Here is a 16,431-nt window from a genome sequence, read left to right on the forward strand (position 1 = left end):
CTTGCCCCCTCCCTTTGCCATCGGCAAGGGGAGGGTTGGGGAGGGGTGCTCTTCGCGATTCTCCTCAGTTCAGCAGCAAACTGTTGTTACGCAGCGTCACTTCGCTACCCTGCCCGTCCTGCATCACCCGCACCCGCGCGCCGCTACGGTTGAAACCTGCCGGCAACGGCAACGCCACCTGCACGGTGCGCGGCACCAGGTCCAGCGGCGCTTCCAGTGCCGGAATCGCCGCCCGCGCCACTTCACGCCCGCGCGCATCCTCCAGCAGCGCATGCCCGGCACGCGTGGCCACGTGGCCCAGGCTATGCACGGTCAACAGCACGCGCCCGCCTTCCACGCGCAGGTCGCCGCGGCCGATGCCCAGGTCCGCACGCGTCTCCACCGGCTCGCCCGGCGTGACCAGGGTGAATTCGAACACCTGGGTCTGCTTCGGCAGGAAGCGCAGCCCGGTGCCGACGCTCTTCTCCAGCAGCACCTCGCGCACCTGTGCGGTGCCATCGATGACGCCGTCCCCGTCACGATCCACGCCACTGCGGATCCGCCAGGTGCCCGGCGCGATGTTCCAGCCGGTCAACGTCGCATCCTGCGGCGTGGCGCTCACGTTGTAGGCAATCACCTTGAAGGCCTCACGCGACGGCGCATGCACCGCCAGCGCCACCTGCTCCGCGCCGTCGGGCTGCGCGAACGACCAGCTCAGCGTGTGGCCCGGCCAGCTCTGGTTGCGCTTGAGCGCGATGCCGCCCAGGCGCACGCGCTGCAGGAACTCGCTGGGTGCTTCCACGCGATCACTCCACCAGTGGCCTTCGGTGTTCATGTACTCGCGCTGCGCCTTGGCCTGGATGCCATCGGCGTGCAGTTGCTGCAGGTACTTCATGTCGCCGGTCAGCTGCCAGGCGGTGATGTTGGCAAAGCCGCCGGCCCCCTTGTCGGCCTCGGCCAGCAGTTGCCTGCCCCAGTCCTGCTGGCGGCCGAGCACGTCGATGTAGTTCTCGCCGAGGTTGGACAGCACGCCCGGGCCGCCACGCGCCACGCGGTAGTCCAGCCCCTTGAGGTAGCGGTCATCACCGCTCCAGCGCCAGGCCGCCCAGAACAAGTGCATGACATCGCCACTGCCCGAGCCCTGGTTCAACTCGCCGCCGCGGGTCTTGCCGGTCGCCCAGTGGATCTCGTTGGGCAAGGCCCAGCGTCCCTTGTCGTCGGTGTAGGCATGGGCCAGGTAGCTGTCGGCCAGGCCGGTGACCAGCTTGCGACCGGTCGGGTCGGCGTTGTACTCGCCGACCAGGAACGCCGGGTGCAGCGCGGGGAACGAGTACGGCTTCTGCCACTGCCAGTTCGGCTCGCGGTAGACCTTGTTGCCGCCGTACCAGTTGCTGGAGAACAACAGGTGGCCCTGCGGATTGGGCAGGACGATGCGTTCATCGAAGGCCTTCACCGTCTCCATCAGGCGCTCCACGGTGAGCGGGTCGCCCCAGTTGAGGTACAGCATCGCGCTGTTGGTGTTGATGCCCTCCTCGTAGGCATGCAGCTCGTCGGTCTCGATCGTGCTCAGCCCGTGGGAGAACATGCCGTTGCGGTACACCGCGTCGGACAACGCGGTCAGCGAGGCGTTGAGCTTGTCCGGCTGCACGCCCATCAGGGCCAGCCCCGGCCACTGCTGGGTCAGGTCGGAATCGTCGGAGATGCCACCGCCGAAATCGCCGTACGCCACCTGCCGTTCGTCGATCCACCAGTCGACGAAACGACGCACGTGCTTGAGGTCCTCGAGCTGGTTGAACGCCCACGCCGGCACGCCCTTCGGCGGCTGCGGCGCGGTGAACGGTGGCCTGCCCTGGCTGTTGTAGCTGATGTAGTTCCAGTACAGGCGGCCGAGCGCATGGTCCGGGTCCACCCGCAGCAGGTCACTGAGGTCGGCGTAGACGCGCGCGTACAGGCGCTGCCGCTTGGAGGTGGTGTGCTCCTCGACCAGGAAGCCCCAGTTGTCGCGGACCTGGTTGAAGCGGTCGGCGACGTGCTCCTTGAGCGCCTCCTTGCGGTCCTTGAAGACCAGCCGCACTTCGGCCCCGTCCAGCGAAGTGGCGTTGAAGCCCGGTGCGGCCGAGGCGATCGACAGCCACAGGCTGTCGGCGGTCAGGATGCGGTCGCGCAGGTCCAGCCACAGCGTGCGTGCCTGGCCCGGCTTCACCGACACCGAGACGTCGATCATGTCGCGCGCCGGCCAGATCGGGTCCTTGATGCGGATGTTGAGCGGGATGACCTTCCCGTCCGGGCCGTCATGCGTGGCCGGCAGGTCGAGTGCGGGGATGTCGATGGCCACGCCATCCAGGCCGTCGTGCATGTTCTCCCAGCTGTAGGCCCAGCTGCGGATCAGCGGCTGCGCCGCCGGCGCATCGCCCACCCCGGAGGGGATCAGCACGTGCACGATCGGTGCCGGCGCGGATGGCAACGTGTCGGCGCCACGTTTGCGTGCGCCCGCCCCTTTGGGCAACGCCATCACCGTGCTGCGCTCATCAGCGGCGAAGCGGCCGTCGATGTAGTCGCGCAGGGTGGCGATGTTGGTGTAGTCCGGCAGCACGCTGCTGTCGATCAGGTAGCGCTGCTTGACCGTGCCTTCCGGCTCGGCTGCGTCACTGACGTAGTAGCCCCAGAGTTCCTGGATCGGCGTCTCCTGCTCCACGTTGCTGAAGTGCAGCACCCCGCCGCGCTGCTCGGCGAAACCGTCAACGCTGCGCACCACGCCCTTGGGCCGGGTGAACAGGGTGCCGGCGGTGCCGGCCAGCGTGCCGAACGCCGCGCCGCGGATCTCCACGCGGTTGATGCGTTCACCATCGGGCACGGTCAGGTCCAGCCGCTGCCCGCCTTCGACGTAGGTGTTCCAGTCCGGCAGCTGGAAGTAGTCATTGCGCCCGGGCAGGCGCGAGCGGTTGTAGACGCCGGGCCAGGTCGTCTCGGCGATGCCGTCGGTGCCCTTCCACATCCACTGCTGCTTGTCCTTGACGTCAGCGAACTCGATCTTGCGGACCGTGGTCACCGGCGTGGACAGCAACGGCGGTGGCGCGCCATCCCAGCCGTGGCGGTGCCACCACGCGCGTTGCGAGCCGGTCCCCTCCCCGGCGATGCGCGGCTCGGCATTGCGGGCCAATGCAGCGACGGCAGTGGCGTCGAGCAGGCGGTCGTAGACGCGGATCTCGTCGACGTCGCTGCCGCGCAGGAAGTTGTAGCGACTCTGTACCTGGTAGGGCGCCATCACCCGCCCGGCCAGGCCGAACTGGTCCAGCGCCGCGTCATAGTCACCGGTGGTTTCGGCGCGCGCCACTTCGCGGCCGTCCACGAACAGCCGCACGCCGTGGTCCTCGTCCCAGCCGAAGGCAATGTGCTGCCACTGCTCGGGACCGGGGATGTGGTCGAGCTTGAACGAGACGCGGGTACGCGCCAGGTTGGCGTCGGTGACGAAGGCATCGAAGCCCTGCCCGTTCCAGTCGATGCGCAGCCAGGCCATGTCCCAGCTGCTGTGGTCGGCGTAGCCGACGCGGAAGATCACGAACGGCGCCTCACCCACTGCGTAGCGTGCGCGCCAGAAGAACGACAAGGTGCCGCGCGCGGCCTGGATGTTGCCCGGCGCGTTCCAGGACAGCACGCCGTCGTCCTGCCATTGGATGGCGCGTCCGTGCGCGCCGTCATCGACCAGGCTCACCTTGTCCTGGAAGTTCGGTACCGGGTCGCCCTGGGCGCTGTCGGAGACGAAACCGTTGTCGGCCGATACGCGGAACAGCATGCCCGGCGAAGAAGCCCGCGCTGCCGCCGGGAGAGCAGCCAGCAGCGCGGAAGCCAGGAGCAACGGGGGCAGTGCGGAAACAATGGAGCGTGGGGACATCGGGCGTCTCTTGGAAGCATGCAGCGGCGGAACGGTTCCGCATGCGGGGGGCCAAGTTAGCGACGCCAACGCGTCTTCACATCCTGCGTCGCACCATCATTGCCCCGCCCCGGCCTTGCACCGGGACGGGTTTTCAGCATCAGAACTTGTAGCGCAGGCCCAGCGTGTACTGGCGCCCGGTCTCGCTGTATTCCAGCGGCAGCGACACCGACGGGTTGGACACCCACGACTCCTGTGCCTCGTTGGTCAGGTTGGCGCCTTCCAGGCTGATCTCCAGCTGGTCGCTGATGCGGTAGCGGATCGAGGCATCGAGGAAGGTGGTGCCACGCTGGCCATGCACGCCACGGCCATCGCTGTCGAAGCCCTTCTCGGTACCCGGCACCTGGATCAGATAGTCGTCGCGGTTGGTGGCCGAGACGCGCGCCGACCAACTGGCGCCGTCATAGAACAGCGTCGCGTTCCACGCATTCTTGGACAGGCCGGTGAGGTCGGTCTTCTGCGCCAGCGCGCCGGAACTGGCCACGTACTGCACCTTCGATTCGACGTAGGTGTAGTTCAACTGCGTGCCGAAGTTGGCCCACTTGCCCGGCAGGAACGAGAACGGCTGGGTGTAGTTGACCTCCACGCCGGTCAGGTCGCCACCGGGCGTGTTGACCGGCACGGTGAACACGAACTCGTCGTTGACCGTGGCCCCGGTGCCCTCCAGCAGGCTCGCCGGCAGGCCGCTATCGGCGTAGATGCGGCTTTCCTTGGTCGCCTGGATGAAGCTGTTGATGTCCTTGTAGAACAGACCGACGCCGAGCATCGCGCCTTCGTTGAAGTACCACTCGAAGCCCAGGTCCACGGTCTTGGCGCGCACCGGTTCCAGGTCCGGGTTGCCGGCACTGACTGCCTTGGCGCTGCCGCTGACGTTGACCGTGACGCCGGGGGTCAGGCTGCCCAGGCCCGGACGCGACATCACCTTGGCCGCGCCGAAGCGGACCAGGAAGTCCGGGGTGATCTCGGCTACCAGGTTGATCGAGGGCAGGAAATCGTTGTACTCGCGCTTGGCGGTGATCATCACCGGCGTCGCGGTGCTGGTACCAATGCCGTACGAGAGCTGCTTGGTCTTCACGTAGCGCGCGCCGACGTTACCCGACACCGGGATCGCGCCGATCTCCGTGGAGAACTTGCCCATCAGCCAACCGCTGCGGTCCTGCTCGTCCACACCGCGATGGCTGGGCGCATAGTCGGTGACCAGGTAGCTGCCCTGGTTGCTGAGGATGCCGAACTTGTCGACGATCGCGCTGAAGTTGGGGACAACCCACTTGCCCGGCGAGCCGCTCATGCCCTGCAGGCTGGCCTGCTCGGTCATGTCCGGCGGCACGATGCGGGTGCCATTGTCGAAGGTCGGCACCTGCGTCTCGGCGGCCTGGCGGCGGCGCTCCAGCGAGGAGAAGCTGTAGTTCTTGGCCTGCAAGCCGCCTTCCAGCGTGAACGACGGACCCAGGTTCCAGGCGAACTCCAACTGGCCGTTGTTGAACTCGTTGGTCACGTAGTTCTGGCGCAGGCGGACCGTGGACAGCGTCCAGCCATTCGGATCGGTCGGGTCCACGCCGTAGTTGAACACCGGCTTGTTGGCGTTGCCACGGTAGTCGTAGCTGTAGCCCTGGACGTTGAGCTTGTCCATCATGATCGTGGCCTGGATCGGGTTCTCGTGCTTGGAACGCGAGGTGCCGACCTTGCCGGTGATCGTGAAGTTGTCGCTCAGGCGGTGCTCGCCGTCCAGGCTGACCTGGTAGAACTCGGTGCTCCACTCGTCGTGGCGGTTCTCGGCGCGGATGTCGACGTTGTCCATCTGCGCGTAGACCAGCGCGCCGTTGCGCACTTCGCCGTCGTTGACCAGGATTTCCTTCTTGCCATCGGCACTGGACTTGCTCAGGCCATTGGCTTCGATGTACTTCTCGTCGCGCTTGGCGTCGATCTTGGAGTACAGCGCATCCAGGCTGAAAGTGGTGCGGTCACTGGGCTTGAACTGCAGCGCGCCGGTCACGCCCAGGCGTTTCTGGTCATGCTCCATCAGCGTGTAGCGCGGGAAGCGCGGCGAGTATACGTCCGCACGCAGTGCATCCTTGAACGCGGAGGCCGGGTTGAAGCCACCGTTGGTATTGCCACCGGCCCAACGCACGGTGCCGGTGCCCTCTTCCACCGTCTCGCGCTCGGAATACGCCACCGACAACAACGCGCCGAACTTGCCGTCGGCCCAGTTGTTGGAAATCAGGCCGGCGAAGCGCGGCATCGCCGACTGCGAGGCATCGTTGTAGCCGGCCTGCACGTTGCCGACGATGGTCAGGCCGTCGTAGTCGAACGGACGCGCGGTGCGCAGGTCGACAGTGGCGCCCAGCGAGCCCTCTTCCACGTCGGCCGAGGCGGTCTTGCGCGCGATCAGCTGCGAGAACAGGTCCGAGGCGAACACGTTGAAGTCGAAGCCGCGGCCGCGGTTGGTGCCGCCCTGGCCATCGCTGCTCCCGACCGTGCTCAGCGCTTCCAGGCCGTTGATGCGCACGCGGGTGAAGTCCGGGCCCAGGCCGCGCACCGAGATGTTGCGGCCTTCGCCGCCGTCACGGGTGATCACCACGCCGGGGATGCGCTGCAGCGATTCGGCCAGGTTGCTGTCCGGGAACTTGCCGATGTCCTCGGCGACGATGGCATCGACCATGCCGGTTTCGCCGCGCTTGATGTCCAGGGCCTTCTCGACGCTGGCGCGGTAGCCGGTGACGGTCACCGCATCCAGTTCGGTCGCCGCGGTACCCGCGTCCTGGGCGGCGGCGGTGCCGGCCTGCAGGGCCAGGCCGATGCCCAGCGCGAGCAAGGTAACCGGTGTCTTTTTTGATGCGTTACGTGGATCCATGTGCTTCCCCTCTCCAAGGTCTACATGCGAATCGGCTGATCGTTATGTACTGCTGAGCGCGGATGACACCGCTAGTCAAAACGGAAAGTAGCAGCTGCGTGAAGGTGGGGCATCTTGCACTGCAACAGGCCGCAAGACCCTTGCAATACCTTGTCCCAAGGACATTCCCGCCCATTGCGGCGACGGGACAGGAGGACAGAAGCGGCGAAATGACACCGATAGTCAATTTCCCGTGCCATGATGCGCGCCGGTTCGACGATGAGCAGGAGTCCCGATGAATTCCCCCCGCGTTGTCTGTTTCGGTGAGCTGCTGCTGCGGCTGGGCGCCCCCGGCCACCAGCTGCTGCTGCAAAGCCCTTTGCTGGAGGTGCACTGCGGTGGCGCCGAAGCCAATGTCGGCGTGTCGCTGGCCCACTTCGGCCATGACGTGGCCATGGTCAGCGTGGTCGCCGACAACCCGCTCGGTGCCGCGGTCACCGGTGAGCTGCGCCGCCACGGCGTGGACACCGGCCGCGTGCGCCGCGCCGAAGGCCGCATGGGCCTGTACTTCCTGACCACCGGTGCCGGCCACCGTCCCAGTGAAGTGGTGTACGACCGCGCCGATTCGGCCTTCGCCAGCGCGCGCGCCGACAGCTACGACTGGCCGGCGCTGCTGCAGGGCGCGCAGTGGCTGCACCTGTCCGGGGTGAGCCCGGCACTGGGGCCGGAAGCGGCGCAGGCCACGCTGGATGCCGCGCGCGCAGCCTGCGCACTGGGCATCAAGGTCTCCTTCGACGGCAACTTCCGACCCAAGCTGTGGGAACGTTGGGGCGGGGACGCCAAGGCGATCCTGCGCGACCTGTTCGACTGCGCGCACATCGTGTTCGCCGACTACCGTGACATCGGCGTGGTGCTGGGCGGCGAGTTCGCGCAGGCCGACGCGCAGGCGCGCGTGGACGCGGCCGCGGCGATGGCCTTCGCCGCCTTCCCGCGCCTGCAGTACATGGCCTGCACGCAGCGCACCGCGCACAGCGTAGGCCACCATTCGATCGGCGCGATGCTGCTCGGCCGTGATGGCACGCGCGCGCTCGCACCGGTCGAGGAGCTGACCGATATCATTGACCGCATCGGCGGTGGCGACGCGTTCGCTGCCGGCGTGCTGCACGGGTTGATCGAGGGCCTGGACGCCGACACCACCCTTCGCTTCGGCCTGGCGGCCGGTTGCCTGAAGCACTCGATCCCCGGTGATTTCAACCCGGTCGGCGTGGCCGACGTGATGGCCCTGATGGGCGAAGGAAAATTCGATGTCCGGCGCTGATCCGCGCGTACGCGCAGTGCTCAAACTGGCCCCGGTGATCCCGGTGTTCACCCCGGAGAACGTGGACGATGCGGTGCAGGTGGCGCATGCCCTGTTCCGTGGCGGGCTGCCGGTGATCGAGGTGACGTTGCGCACGTCCATCGCGCTGGACGCGATCAAGGCGATGGTCGAGGCGGTACCCGATGCGGTGGTGGGCGCCGGCACGGTGCTGACCGCGGCGCAGATGGAACAGGTCAAGGCGGTTGGCGGGCGCTTCGCGGTATCGCCGGGCGCCACCGACCGGCTGTATGCCGCCGCGCGCGACACCGACCTGCCGTTGCTGCCGGGCGTGGCCACCTCCTCGGAACTGATGCGCGGGCTGGAGCAGGGCCTGGATACGTTCAAGTTCTTCCCGGCGGTGCAGGCCGGTGGTGCGGCCATGCTCTCGGCCTGGAACGGCCCGTTCAGCGACGTGCGCTTCTGCCCGACCGGCGGCATCAGCGCGCAGACCGCCGCGCAGTTCCTGCACCTGCCCAACGTGCTGTGCGTGGGCGGCAGCTGGCTGACCACCCGCGAGCTGCTGCAGGCACGTGATTGGGCCGGCATCGAGCAGTTGGCGCGACAGGCGTCGGTGTTGCCGGGTTGATTGGAAGACGGGGCAGGGCGCTTACCCCTCCCCAACCCTCCCCTTGGCTGCGCCAAAGGGAGGGGGCGGTTATGCGAGGTCTTTCAGATAGCAGCGATTGCCGCTTTTGCTCCCTCCCTTTGGCGCAGCCAAGGGGAGGGTTGGGGAGGGGTCTGGCTCCTAAAGCTTCAACCGCCGATACAACGTACTGCGATTCACCCCCAGCCGCTTCGCCGCCTGGCTGACATTGCCATCGCACGCCGCCAGCGCCTGGCGCATCACCTCCAGCGTCATCTCCTGCAGGCTGCCGTCGCCGGCCGGGACGACGGCAGGTGGGGACGCCACAAGCAGATATTCCGGCAAGCCCTCCGCCGCGATCACCGCGGTCGGCTCGCTCAACGCCACCAGCGTGCGCAGGCAGGCCACCAGCTGCCGCAGGTTGCCCGGCCAGTGGTAGGCCGCCAGCTTCTGCAGGGCCTGGTCCGACAACGTGCGCTGCTGCGCCAACGGCGCCCACAGCGCCTGCACCAGCGCGGTACGGTCCGCTTCCTCGCGCAACGCCGGCAAGCGCATCACGTGGTCGGCAATGCGGTAGTACAGATCCGAACGGAAACGACCTTCATCCATCGCCTGCTGCAGATCGCAATGCGTTGCGCAGACCAGCATGAAATCCAGCTTGACCGGCTTGCCACCCCCCAGCGGTGACAGTTCGCGGTCCTGCAGCACCCGCAGCAGGCGTGGCTGCAGGGCCAGTGGCATGTCGCCGATCTCGTCCAGGAACAACACGCCGCCCTGTGCCTGGCGCAGCAGGCCCGGGCTGCCCTGGCGACGCGCGCCGGTGAAGGCGCCTTCCTCGTAGCCGAACAGCTCGGCCTCGATCAATCCTTCCGGCAGCGCCGCGCAGTTCACCGCGACGAACGGCTTGCCGGCACGGCTGCCACGCGCATGCAGCGCGCGCGCCGCAACCTCCTTGCCGGTGCCGGTCTCGCCTTGCAGCAACACCGGCAGACCGGCCTCCAGCACACGGCCGGCGCGCCCCAGCTGCTGTTCCTGCGCCGCACTGAATACCGTGCCGGCCGCCGGCAAGGGCAGGGCGGGGCGCGCCTGCGGCACCGGCACGGATACCGCCTGCGTACGCGCCACGCGCGCCGCCGACGCCTCCAGTTGGCCGTGCAGGATGCGGCCACTACGGTCCTGCAGCATGCCGTCATCGCGCATGCGCGACAGCGGTGCATCGAACAATGCCTCATACGAGGCGCGGCCGATGTCACCACGCTCCAGCCCGAACAGGCGCAAGCCCACGCCATTGGCCGCCACCAACCGTCCATTGCGGAAACCGAGCACCCCTTCACCGGCGGTCCCCAGCAGCGCGCGGTCGTGGTGCAGGCGCAGCAGCTCGCAGCTGTCCATGCCGTTCTCGAAGAAGCGGTGCTCGATGCGATTGGCCGCCAACCGCGCCAGGCCCAGCGCATGCATCTGCTGCACGCTGGCCGGTCCGGTGAAATCCAGCACGCCGACCAATTGCCCATGCGGGTCATGGATGGGCGTGGCCGCGCAGCTGAGGATGCCGTGCGGCGCGAAGAAGTGCTCGCCGCCGCGCACCTCGATGGCCCGCCCTTCGACGATAGCGGTGCCGATGGCATTGGTGCCCACCGCCGCTTCGCTCCAGCACACGCCGGGCATCAACGCGACGCGGCCGGCCCTGTCCAGGAAGCCGGCATTGCCCTCGGCATTGAGGATCCAACCGGATTCGTCGGTGAGCAGTACGATGCTGTCGGTGCTGGCGGCATGCGCAGCCAGGCCATCGAGCTCGGCCCGCGCCAGGTGCCACAGGCGCTCGTGGCGCTCGCGCAGTTCACGCAGATTGGCACCGGGCAGCGGTTCCAGCTGCGGCTGCGCATCGACCGCCAGGCCGCTGCGCTGACAACGTCGCCACGATTGCAGGATGGCATCGGGCACGGTGCCGACGGGCAGGGTGCCCCGCTCGAAGAACGAACGCCGGGCGTTGCCCACGCGGTGTTGCGGTAGCTGTGCCATGGAAACTCCTGTGTCGCAGATTGCGACAGGTGTCCGTTTGCCTGTTCCGATTAACAGCACAGCGCCGCGGCCACTGCAACGTCCGGGGCTGATGCAGCGCAACACCGGACGCCCCGCGGCGCCGTCCCGGCGGCATTTGCCGCGTGCGGCAACGCAGCACGGCGAAGTTGGCATCGCTCTTGCGCCTTGCAGGGACCACCGCCGCGCGCGGTCCATCCCATTGCTGATCCCGGAGATGCACGCATGAACGCAGTCCTGTCCACCAAGCCCATGGCCACCGACCCGCAGTCGCTGTTCAAGCCCCGCTATGGCAACTACATCGGCGGCCAATGGGCGGCGCCGCGCAGCGGCCAGTACTTCGACAACATCACCCCGGTCACCGGAAAGCCGTTCACCCAGGTGGCGCGCTCCAATGCCGAGGACGTCGAGCTGGCACTGGATGCCGCGCATGCCGCCAGGGATGCCTGGGGCAAGACCTCCAGCACCGAGCGCGCCAACCTGCTCAACCGCATCGCCGACCGCATCGAGCAGAACCTGGAGCTGATCGCCCACGCCGAGACCTGGGACAACGGCAAGCCGATCCGCGAGACGCTCAACGCCGACGTGCCGCTGATGGCCGACCACTTCCGCTACTTCGCCGGTGCCCTGCGCGCGCAGGAAGGCAGCCTGTCGCAGCTGGATGAGGACACCGTGGCCTACCACTTCCACGAGCCGCTCGGCGTGGTCGGGCAGATCATCCCGTGGAACTTCCCGCTGCTGATGGCCGCCTGGAAGCTGGCCCCGGCGCTGGCCGCCGGCAACTGCGTGGTGCTCAAGCCGGCCGAACAGACCCCGGCCTCGATCCTGGTGCTGATGGAAGTGATCGGCGACCTGCTGCCGCCGGGCGTGCTCAACATCGTCAATGGCTTTGGTCTGGAAGCGGGCAAGCCGCTGGCCAGCAGCCCGCGCATCGCCAAGATCGCTTTCACCGGTGAAACCGGCACCGGCCGGCTGATCATGCAGTACGCCAGCCAGAACCTGATCCCGGTGACGCTGGAGCTGGGCGGCAAGTCGCCCAACATCTTCTTCGCCGACGTGATGGCCGAGGACGATGATTTCCTGGACAAGGCGGTGGAAGGCTTCGTGATGTTCGCCTTCAACCAGGGCGAGGTGTGCACCTGCCCGTCGCGTGCGCTGATCCAGGAGTCGATCTACGAGGCGTTCATGGAGCGCGCCTTGGCGCGCGTGGCGGCGATCGTCCAGGGCAACCCGCTGGACCCCAACACCATGGTCGGCGCGCAGGCCTCGAAGGAGCAGCTGGACAAGATCCTGTCCTACATCGAGATCGGCAAGGCCGAGGGCGCGCAGGTGCTGATCGGCGGCGAGCGCAACACGCTGCACGGCGACCTGGAAGACGGCTTCTACGTCAGGCCGACCGTATTCAAGGGCCGCAACGACATGCGCATCTTCCAGGAGGAGATCTTCGGGCCGGTGGTCTCGGTGACCACCTTCAGGACCGAGGAAGAAGCCCTGCAGATCGCCAACGACACCGCCTACGGCCTGGGTGCCGGGCTGTGGAGCCGCGACGCCTCGCGCCTGTACCGGATGGGCCGCGCCATCCAGGCCGGGCGGGTGTGGACCAACTGCTACCACGCCTATCCGGCGCATGCCGCGTTCGGAGGCTACAAGCAGTCGGGCATCGGCCGCGAGAACCACAAGATGATGCTCGACCACTATCAGCAGACCAAGAACCTGCTGGTCAGCTATTCACCGAAGAAGCTGGGCTTCTTCTGACCCCACATGCCCGGCACGCCAACGTGCCGGGCGTGATCACGATCAATGCGCCGGACATGGGCCGGCGTCAGAGTAGGGCTATCCCCCAGTAAGGAGATCGACGATGGACAAGACGATGAAAGCTGCGGTGGTTCGTGAATTCGGCAAGCCGCTGACCATCGAGGAAGTACCGGTGCCGCGCCCGGCCGCCGGTGACATTCTGGTCAAGATCGAAGCCTGTGGCGTCTGCCACACCGACCTGCACGCCGCCGAAGGCGACTGGCCGGTCAAGCCCAACCCGCCCTTCATCCCCGGCCATGAAGGCGTTGGCCACGTGGTGGCGGTGGGTGCCGGCGTCACCCACGTGAAGGAAGGCGACCGCGTCGGCGTGCCGTGGCTGTACTCGGCCTGTGGCTACTGCGAGCACTGCCTGGGCGGCTGGGAAACCCTGTGCGAGAGCCAGCAGAACACCGGCTACTCGGTCAACGGTGGCTTCGCCGAGTACGCGCTGGCCAACGCCGGCTATGTCGGCCACCTGCCGGCCAACGTCGGCTTCGTCGAGATCGCCCCGGTGCTGTGCGCGGGTGTCACCGTGTACAAGGGCCTGAAGATGACCGACACCAAGCCCGGCGACTGGGTGGTGATTTCCGGGGTCGGCGGGTTGGGCCACATGGCGGTGCAGTACGCCAAGGCGATGGGCCTGAACGTGGCCGCGGTGGACGTGGACGAGGCCAAGCTGACCCTGGCCAAGCGCCTGGGCGCCACCGTCACCGTCAATGCCCGTACCACCGACCCGGCGGCGTTCCTGAAGAAGGAGATCGGCGGTGCCCATGGTGCGCTGGTGACGGCGGTCTCGCCGAAGGCCTTCGAGCAGGCGCTGGGCATGGTGCGGCGTGGCGGCACGGTATCGCTCAACGGCCTGCCGCCGGGCGATTTCCCGCTCAACATCTTCGGCATGGTGCTCAACGGCGTGACCGTGCGCGGCTCCATCGTCGGCACCCGCCTGGACCTGCAGGAATCGCTGCAGTTCGCCGCCGACGGCAAGGTCGCCGCGACGGTGAGCACCGACACGCTGGAGAACATCAACGACGTGTTCGCGCGCATGCACGCCGGTGCCATCGAAGGCCGCGTGGTGCTGGATTTCAGCGCCTGATGCATTGCCCCCGCCTGCGCCGAAGGTGCAGGGGAGGGTGGAAGCCATGAACACGCCCTCCCTTGGGCGCAGCCCAGGGGAGGGCCGGGGAGGGTCGCTTTGGGCTTTCTCCCTCAGCCCGCCCGCACGTGCACCGCGGCAGTCGGCATCCGATCCAGCGCCAGCCACGCATCCTCGATCACCCCGCGCACCTTCTCCCAGCCCAGCCGCGATTCACCACGGCTCTGCTCCCAGTGCGCGGCCAGCTCGGCTTCGGTGTCGGCACTGCCGCGCGGCCAATCCGCCGCGTGCGTGACCAGCGCGAAGGCATAGGCCGGCTGCAGGTCACGCCAGCGCAGTGCGCCACGACGGCGACGCGCGTAGTCATCCAGGCTGTACTGCACGAAGTCCTGCGCCACCTCGTCGGCGGCATGCGCGTTGCGCTGCAGTCGCCCACGCCGGATCACGCTCGGATCAGCCCGGAACAACGTCGGGGCGGGGCGGTGTTCGACACGGTCAGGGCGGTACATGGCACGACCCTCCTCCTGCGGGGCAGCCACAATTACGCCCCCTCCCGTCAGTTCGCCGTGAGCTGCCTGTTAGCGAACAGTGAGAGACGGCCGGTGAATGGGGCAGGGCAGAGCGGGGCCCTGGACGGCTGCCCGCCGCAGGCTCAGGAACCCCGGTCCCACAACCATTGCAGCCCCAGCGTGACACCGCGGTCCGGTCCCGGCTCGTAGTAGCGCTGGTTGCCGTCGTTGACGATGACCGAGCCGATGTAGCGCTGGTCCAGCACGTTGTCCACGCGCGCGAACACCCGCAGCGGACCGCGCGTGGTCAGCCATTCCCGTGCCGCCTCCAGGTTCAGCAGGGCGTAGCCCGGTGCGCGCGCATCGGCCAGGTCATTGACCACCATGTCGCTGGCCGCGACCACTTCGGCAGCCCACTGCCATGCCCCTGGCTGCCACTGCCAACGCGCGGACAGCTGCTGGCGCGGCACGCCCGGCAGGCGGCTGCCGGGCGCCACCCGGTTGGTCGGTACCCGGCACGGCGCGGGTAGGCCGGTGCAGGTCAGGTAGCCGTCACGCACGCTGGCCTGCAGCCAGGTCCAGGCCAGCTGCAGGTGCTGGCTTTCGCCGATCGGCTGCTGCCATCCCAGCTCCACGCCCTGGCGACGGGTGGCGCCGATGTTGCGGTAGCTGCTGCGCCCACCGCTGTTGGTCGCCACCGCCAGCTCGTCATCGGTATCGGCGCGGAACAGCGCCAGTTCCAGGCGCGCCCCGCTCTGTGCACGCCACTTGGCGCCCAGTTCGTAGTTGCGGCTGGTCGAGGAGGACAGGTCCAGCGCCATCCCCGCACCGCCATCGGCGCGGTAACCCAGCTCATTGAAGGTGGGGCTCTCGAAGCCGCGGCCCGCCGAGGCGTACAGGCGCAGGCCGTCGTTGGCGCGGAACACCAGTCCGCCGACCGGCGTGGTGGCCGAATAGTCGCGGCGGCCGCTGTCATCCGGGTTGCCGGCGGTGAGGTAGTGGTCCTGCGAGCGGAACCGCACCTGCGTGTGCCGCGCACCGACCAGCGCCGACCAGCGCGGGCTGAACTGCCACCATGCCTGCGCGAACTGGTCCACGTTCTGCACCTGGTCGCGCTGGTCACGGCGCAACCGGCCCTTGATGCCATAGGTGGTGCCGATGAAGTTCTCGTAGCCGGTGCGGTGCTGGCGCTGGCGGTCGGCATTGGCGCCGAGCACCAGCTCCAATGGCCGGCCGGCAAGCGCGCCATGCCAGGCCCAGCGCGCGTCCACGCCGCCGTAGTTGCCGTCCAGGTCGATCACGCCGCCGGAATGCAGCGGGTTGCCCTGGGTCGCCGGCGGGATCGCCAGGAACTGTTCGACCGCACGCTGCCCGGCATAGCCCATCAGGCGCCAGGTCTGGTGCTCCCGGTCCAGCGTGTAGACCAGCCCGGCCTGGTTCTGCCGCACCGACTTGCGGGTGTCGTACTGGGTGGCGACCGCCGTGGCCTGGCGTGGATCGGCCTGCACCTGCACGCGGGTCAGGCCCAGCGGGTCCTGCGCGTGCGGGGCATCGAAGCCGTTGAGCAGCAGGTCCAGGCGCTGCCCCGGGGCCAGCGCGAACCCCAACCGCGCCGCGAGCGACTCCCGTCGCGCCGCACTGTGGTCACGCCAGCCATCGGTGCGGAAGTGGTTGGCGGCCACGTTGTAATGCATCGCCCCCGTCTTGCCCTTGAGCTGCACGCCGGTGCTGGCGCTGCCATTGCTGCCGGCGCTGCTGCGCAACCGCCACGGGTCACCGGCCTGGCCATCGGCGCTCCACAGCTGCAGCACGCCGCCGGAAGAGTTGCCATACAGCGCCGAGAACGGACCGCGCAGCACCTCGATGCGGTCCGCGCCGAGCAGGCTGAAATGCGACAGTTGGCCTTGCCCATCGGGCATCGTCGCCGGCACCCCATCGACCAGCAGGCGCACGCCGCGCACGCCGAAGGTGGAGCGCGCGCCAAAGCCGCGGATCGACAGCTGGGTGTCCTGGGCAAGGTTCTGGCGTTCGCGCGCCGACAGGCCCGGCACGCCGCCCAGCGCTTCGCCCACCAGCGCGCCGCGGCCATTGCCAGCAGTGCCCACGTCCACCGTGGTGCTGGAGGCGGGCAATTCGAAGTCATCCACCGCATGCACCTTGGCCGCCTGTACCTGCACGGCACGCAGGGTTTCCGGCACCGGTTCGACGGCGTGGACGGGATCGGCAAGAAACAGGCCGGAAACGATCAGGAACGGGGCAGGGGTGCGCATCCGTTCATGATCGCGCAGGTGGTGCCTGCGACGCGTGCATGACTGCCG

General features: G+C 68.1%; 9 protein-coding genes. 4 read left to right on the forward strand and 5 right to left on the reverse strand.

Features of this window, described 5'->3' with window-relative positions; genetic code table 11:
- Positions 1-64: 64 nt before the first annotated feature.
- Positions 65-3,871, reverse strand: a complete 3,807-nt coding sequence (locus ACIPR8_RS10635; protein ID WP_446540999.1) for a LamG-like jellyroll fold domain-containing protein — start codon at positions 3,869-3,871, stop codon at positions 65-67.
- 139 nt (positions 3,872-4,010) lie between these two features.
- Positions 4,011-6,761, reverse strand: a complete 2,751-nt coding sequence (locus ACIPR8_RS10640; RefSeq protein WP_446541000.1) for a TonB-dependent receptor — start codon at positions 6,759-6,761, stop codon at positions 4,011-4,013.
- Positions 6,762-7,035: 274 nt separating this feature from the next.
- Here ACIPR8_RS10640 and ACIPR8_RS10645 point away from each other — a divergent pair, with 274 nt between their 5' ends.
- Together ACIPR8_RS10645 and eda are read left to right on the forward strand one after the other, a co-directional pair.
- Positions 7,036-8,058 carry a sugar kinase gene (locus tag ACIPR8_RS10645; RefSeq protein ID WP_446541001.1) on the forward strand — a complete coding sequence of 341 codons (1,023 nt, stop codon included), beginning with the start codon at positions 7,036-7,038 and terminating at the stop codon, positions 8,056-8,058.
- A complete protein-coding gene (eda, locus tag ACIPR8_RS10650) occupies positions 8,045-8,683 on the forward strand; it encodes a bifunctional 4-hydroxy-2-oxoglutarate aldolase/2-dehydro-3-deoxy-phosphogluconate aldolase (protein ID WP_446541002.1) in 639 nt (212 codons plus the stop codon). The genes ACIPR8_RS10645 and eda overlap by 14 nt, the downstream gene beginning before the upstream one ends.
- A 159-nt stretch (positions 8,684-8,842) precedes the next feature.
- On the opposite strand, the gene ACIPR8_RS10655 is transcribed toward eda, so the two are convergent.
- Positions 8,843-10,699, reverse strand: coding sequence for a sigma-54-dependent Fis family transcriptional regulator (locus tag ACIPR8_RS10655; RefSeq protein ID WP_446541003.1), 1,857 nt, complete (start codon positions 10,697-10,699; stop codon positions 8,843-8,845).
- Between the two features lie 243 nt (positions 10,700-10,942).
- On the opposite strand from ACIPR8_RS10655, the gene adh reads away from it, so the two are divergent.
- Together adh and adhP are read left to right on the forward strand one after the other, a co-directional pair.
- Entirely contained in the window at positions 10,943-12,472 is a 1,530-nt protein-coding gene (gene adh / locus ACIPR8_RS10660; RefSeq protein WP_446541004.1) for an aldehyde dehydrogenase, read from the forward strand.
- Positions 12,473-12,575: 103 nt separating this feature from the next.
- The gene (gene adhP / locus ACIPR8_RS10665) at positions 12,576-13,604 is read left to right on the forward strand and encodes an alcohol dehydrogenase AdhP (RefSeq protein ID WP_192287179.1); all 1,029 of its coding nucleotides are present in this window, start codon (positions 12,576-12,578) and stop codon (positions 13,602-13,604) included.
- 113 nt (positions 13,605-13,717) lie between these two features.
- Here adhP and ACIPR8_RS10670 read toward each other — a convergent pair whose 3' ends face one another.
- Positions 13,718-14,113: a hypothetical protein gene (locus tag ACIPR8_RS10670; protein WP_225591642.1), complete on the reverse strand. Its 396-nt coding sequence runs from the start codon at positions 14,111-14,113 to the stop codon at positions 13,718-13,720.
- A gap of 143 nt (positions 14,114-14,256) precedes the next feature.
- A complete protein-coding gene (locus ACIPR8_RS10675) occupies positions 14,257-16,383 on the reverse strand; it encodes a TonB-dependent receptor family protein (RefSeq protein WP_446541005.1) in 2,127 nt (708 codons plus the stop codon).
- Positions 16,384-16,431 lie beyond the last annotated feature (48 nt).

It is taken from the genome of Stenotrophomonas sp. LARHCG68, from assembly GCF_052871705.1.

Bases quoted from the DNA above. Each gene is read 5' to 3' on its own strand.
- adh (WP_446541004.1), top strand. From the start codon at position 10,943: ATGAACGCAGTCCTGTCCACCAAGCCCATGGCCACCGACCCGCAGTCG.
- ACIPR8_RS10655 (WP_446541003.1), bottom strand. From the start codon at position 10,699: ATGGCACAGCTACCGCAACACCGCGTGGGCAACGCCCGGCGTTCGTTC.
- ACIPR8_RS10640 (WP_446541000.1), bottom strand. From the start codon at position 6,761: ATGGATCCACGTAACGCATCAAAAAAGACACCGGTTACCTTGCTCGCG.
- ACIPR8_RS10635 (WP_446540999.1), bottom strand. From the start codon at position 3,871: ATGTCCCCACGCTCCATTGTTTCCGCACTGCCCCCGTTGCTCCTGGCT.
- ACIPR8_RS10645 (WP_446541001.1), top strand. From the start codon at position 7,036: ATGAATTCCCCCCGCGTTGTCTGTTTCGGTGAGCTGCTGCTGCGGCTG.
- ACIPR8_RS10670 (WP_225591642.1), bottom strand. From the start codon at position 14,113: ATGTACCGCCCTGACCGTGTCGAACACCGCCCCGCCCCGACGTTGTTC.
- eda (WP_446541002.1), top strand. From the start codon at position 8,045: ATGTCCGGCGCTGATCCGCGCGTACGCGCAGTGCTCAAACTGGCCCCG.
- adhP (WP_192287179.1), top strand. From the start codon at position 12,576: ATGGACAAGACGATGAAAGCTGCGGTGGTTCGTGAATTCGGCAAGCCG.
- ACIPR8_RS10675 (WP_446541005.1), bottom strand. From the start codon at position 16,383: ATGCGCACCCCTGCCCCGTTCCTGATCGTTTCCGGCCTGTTTCTTGCC.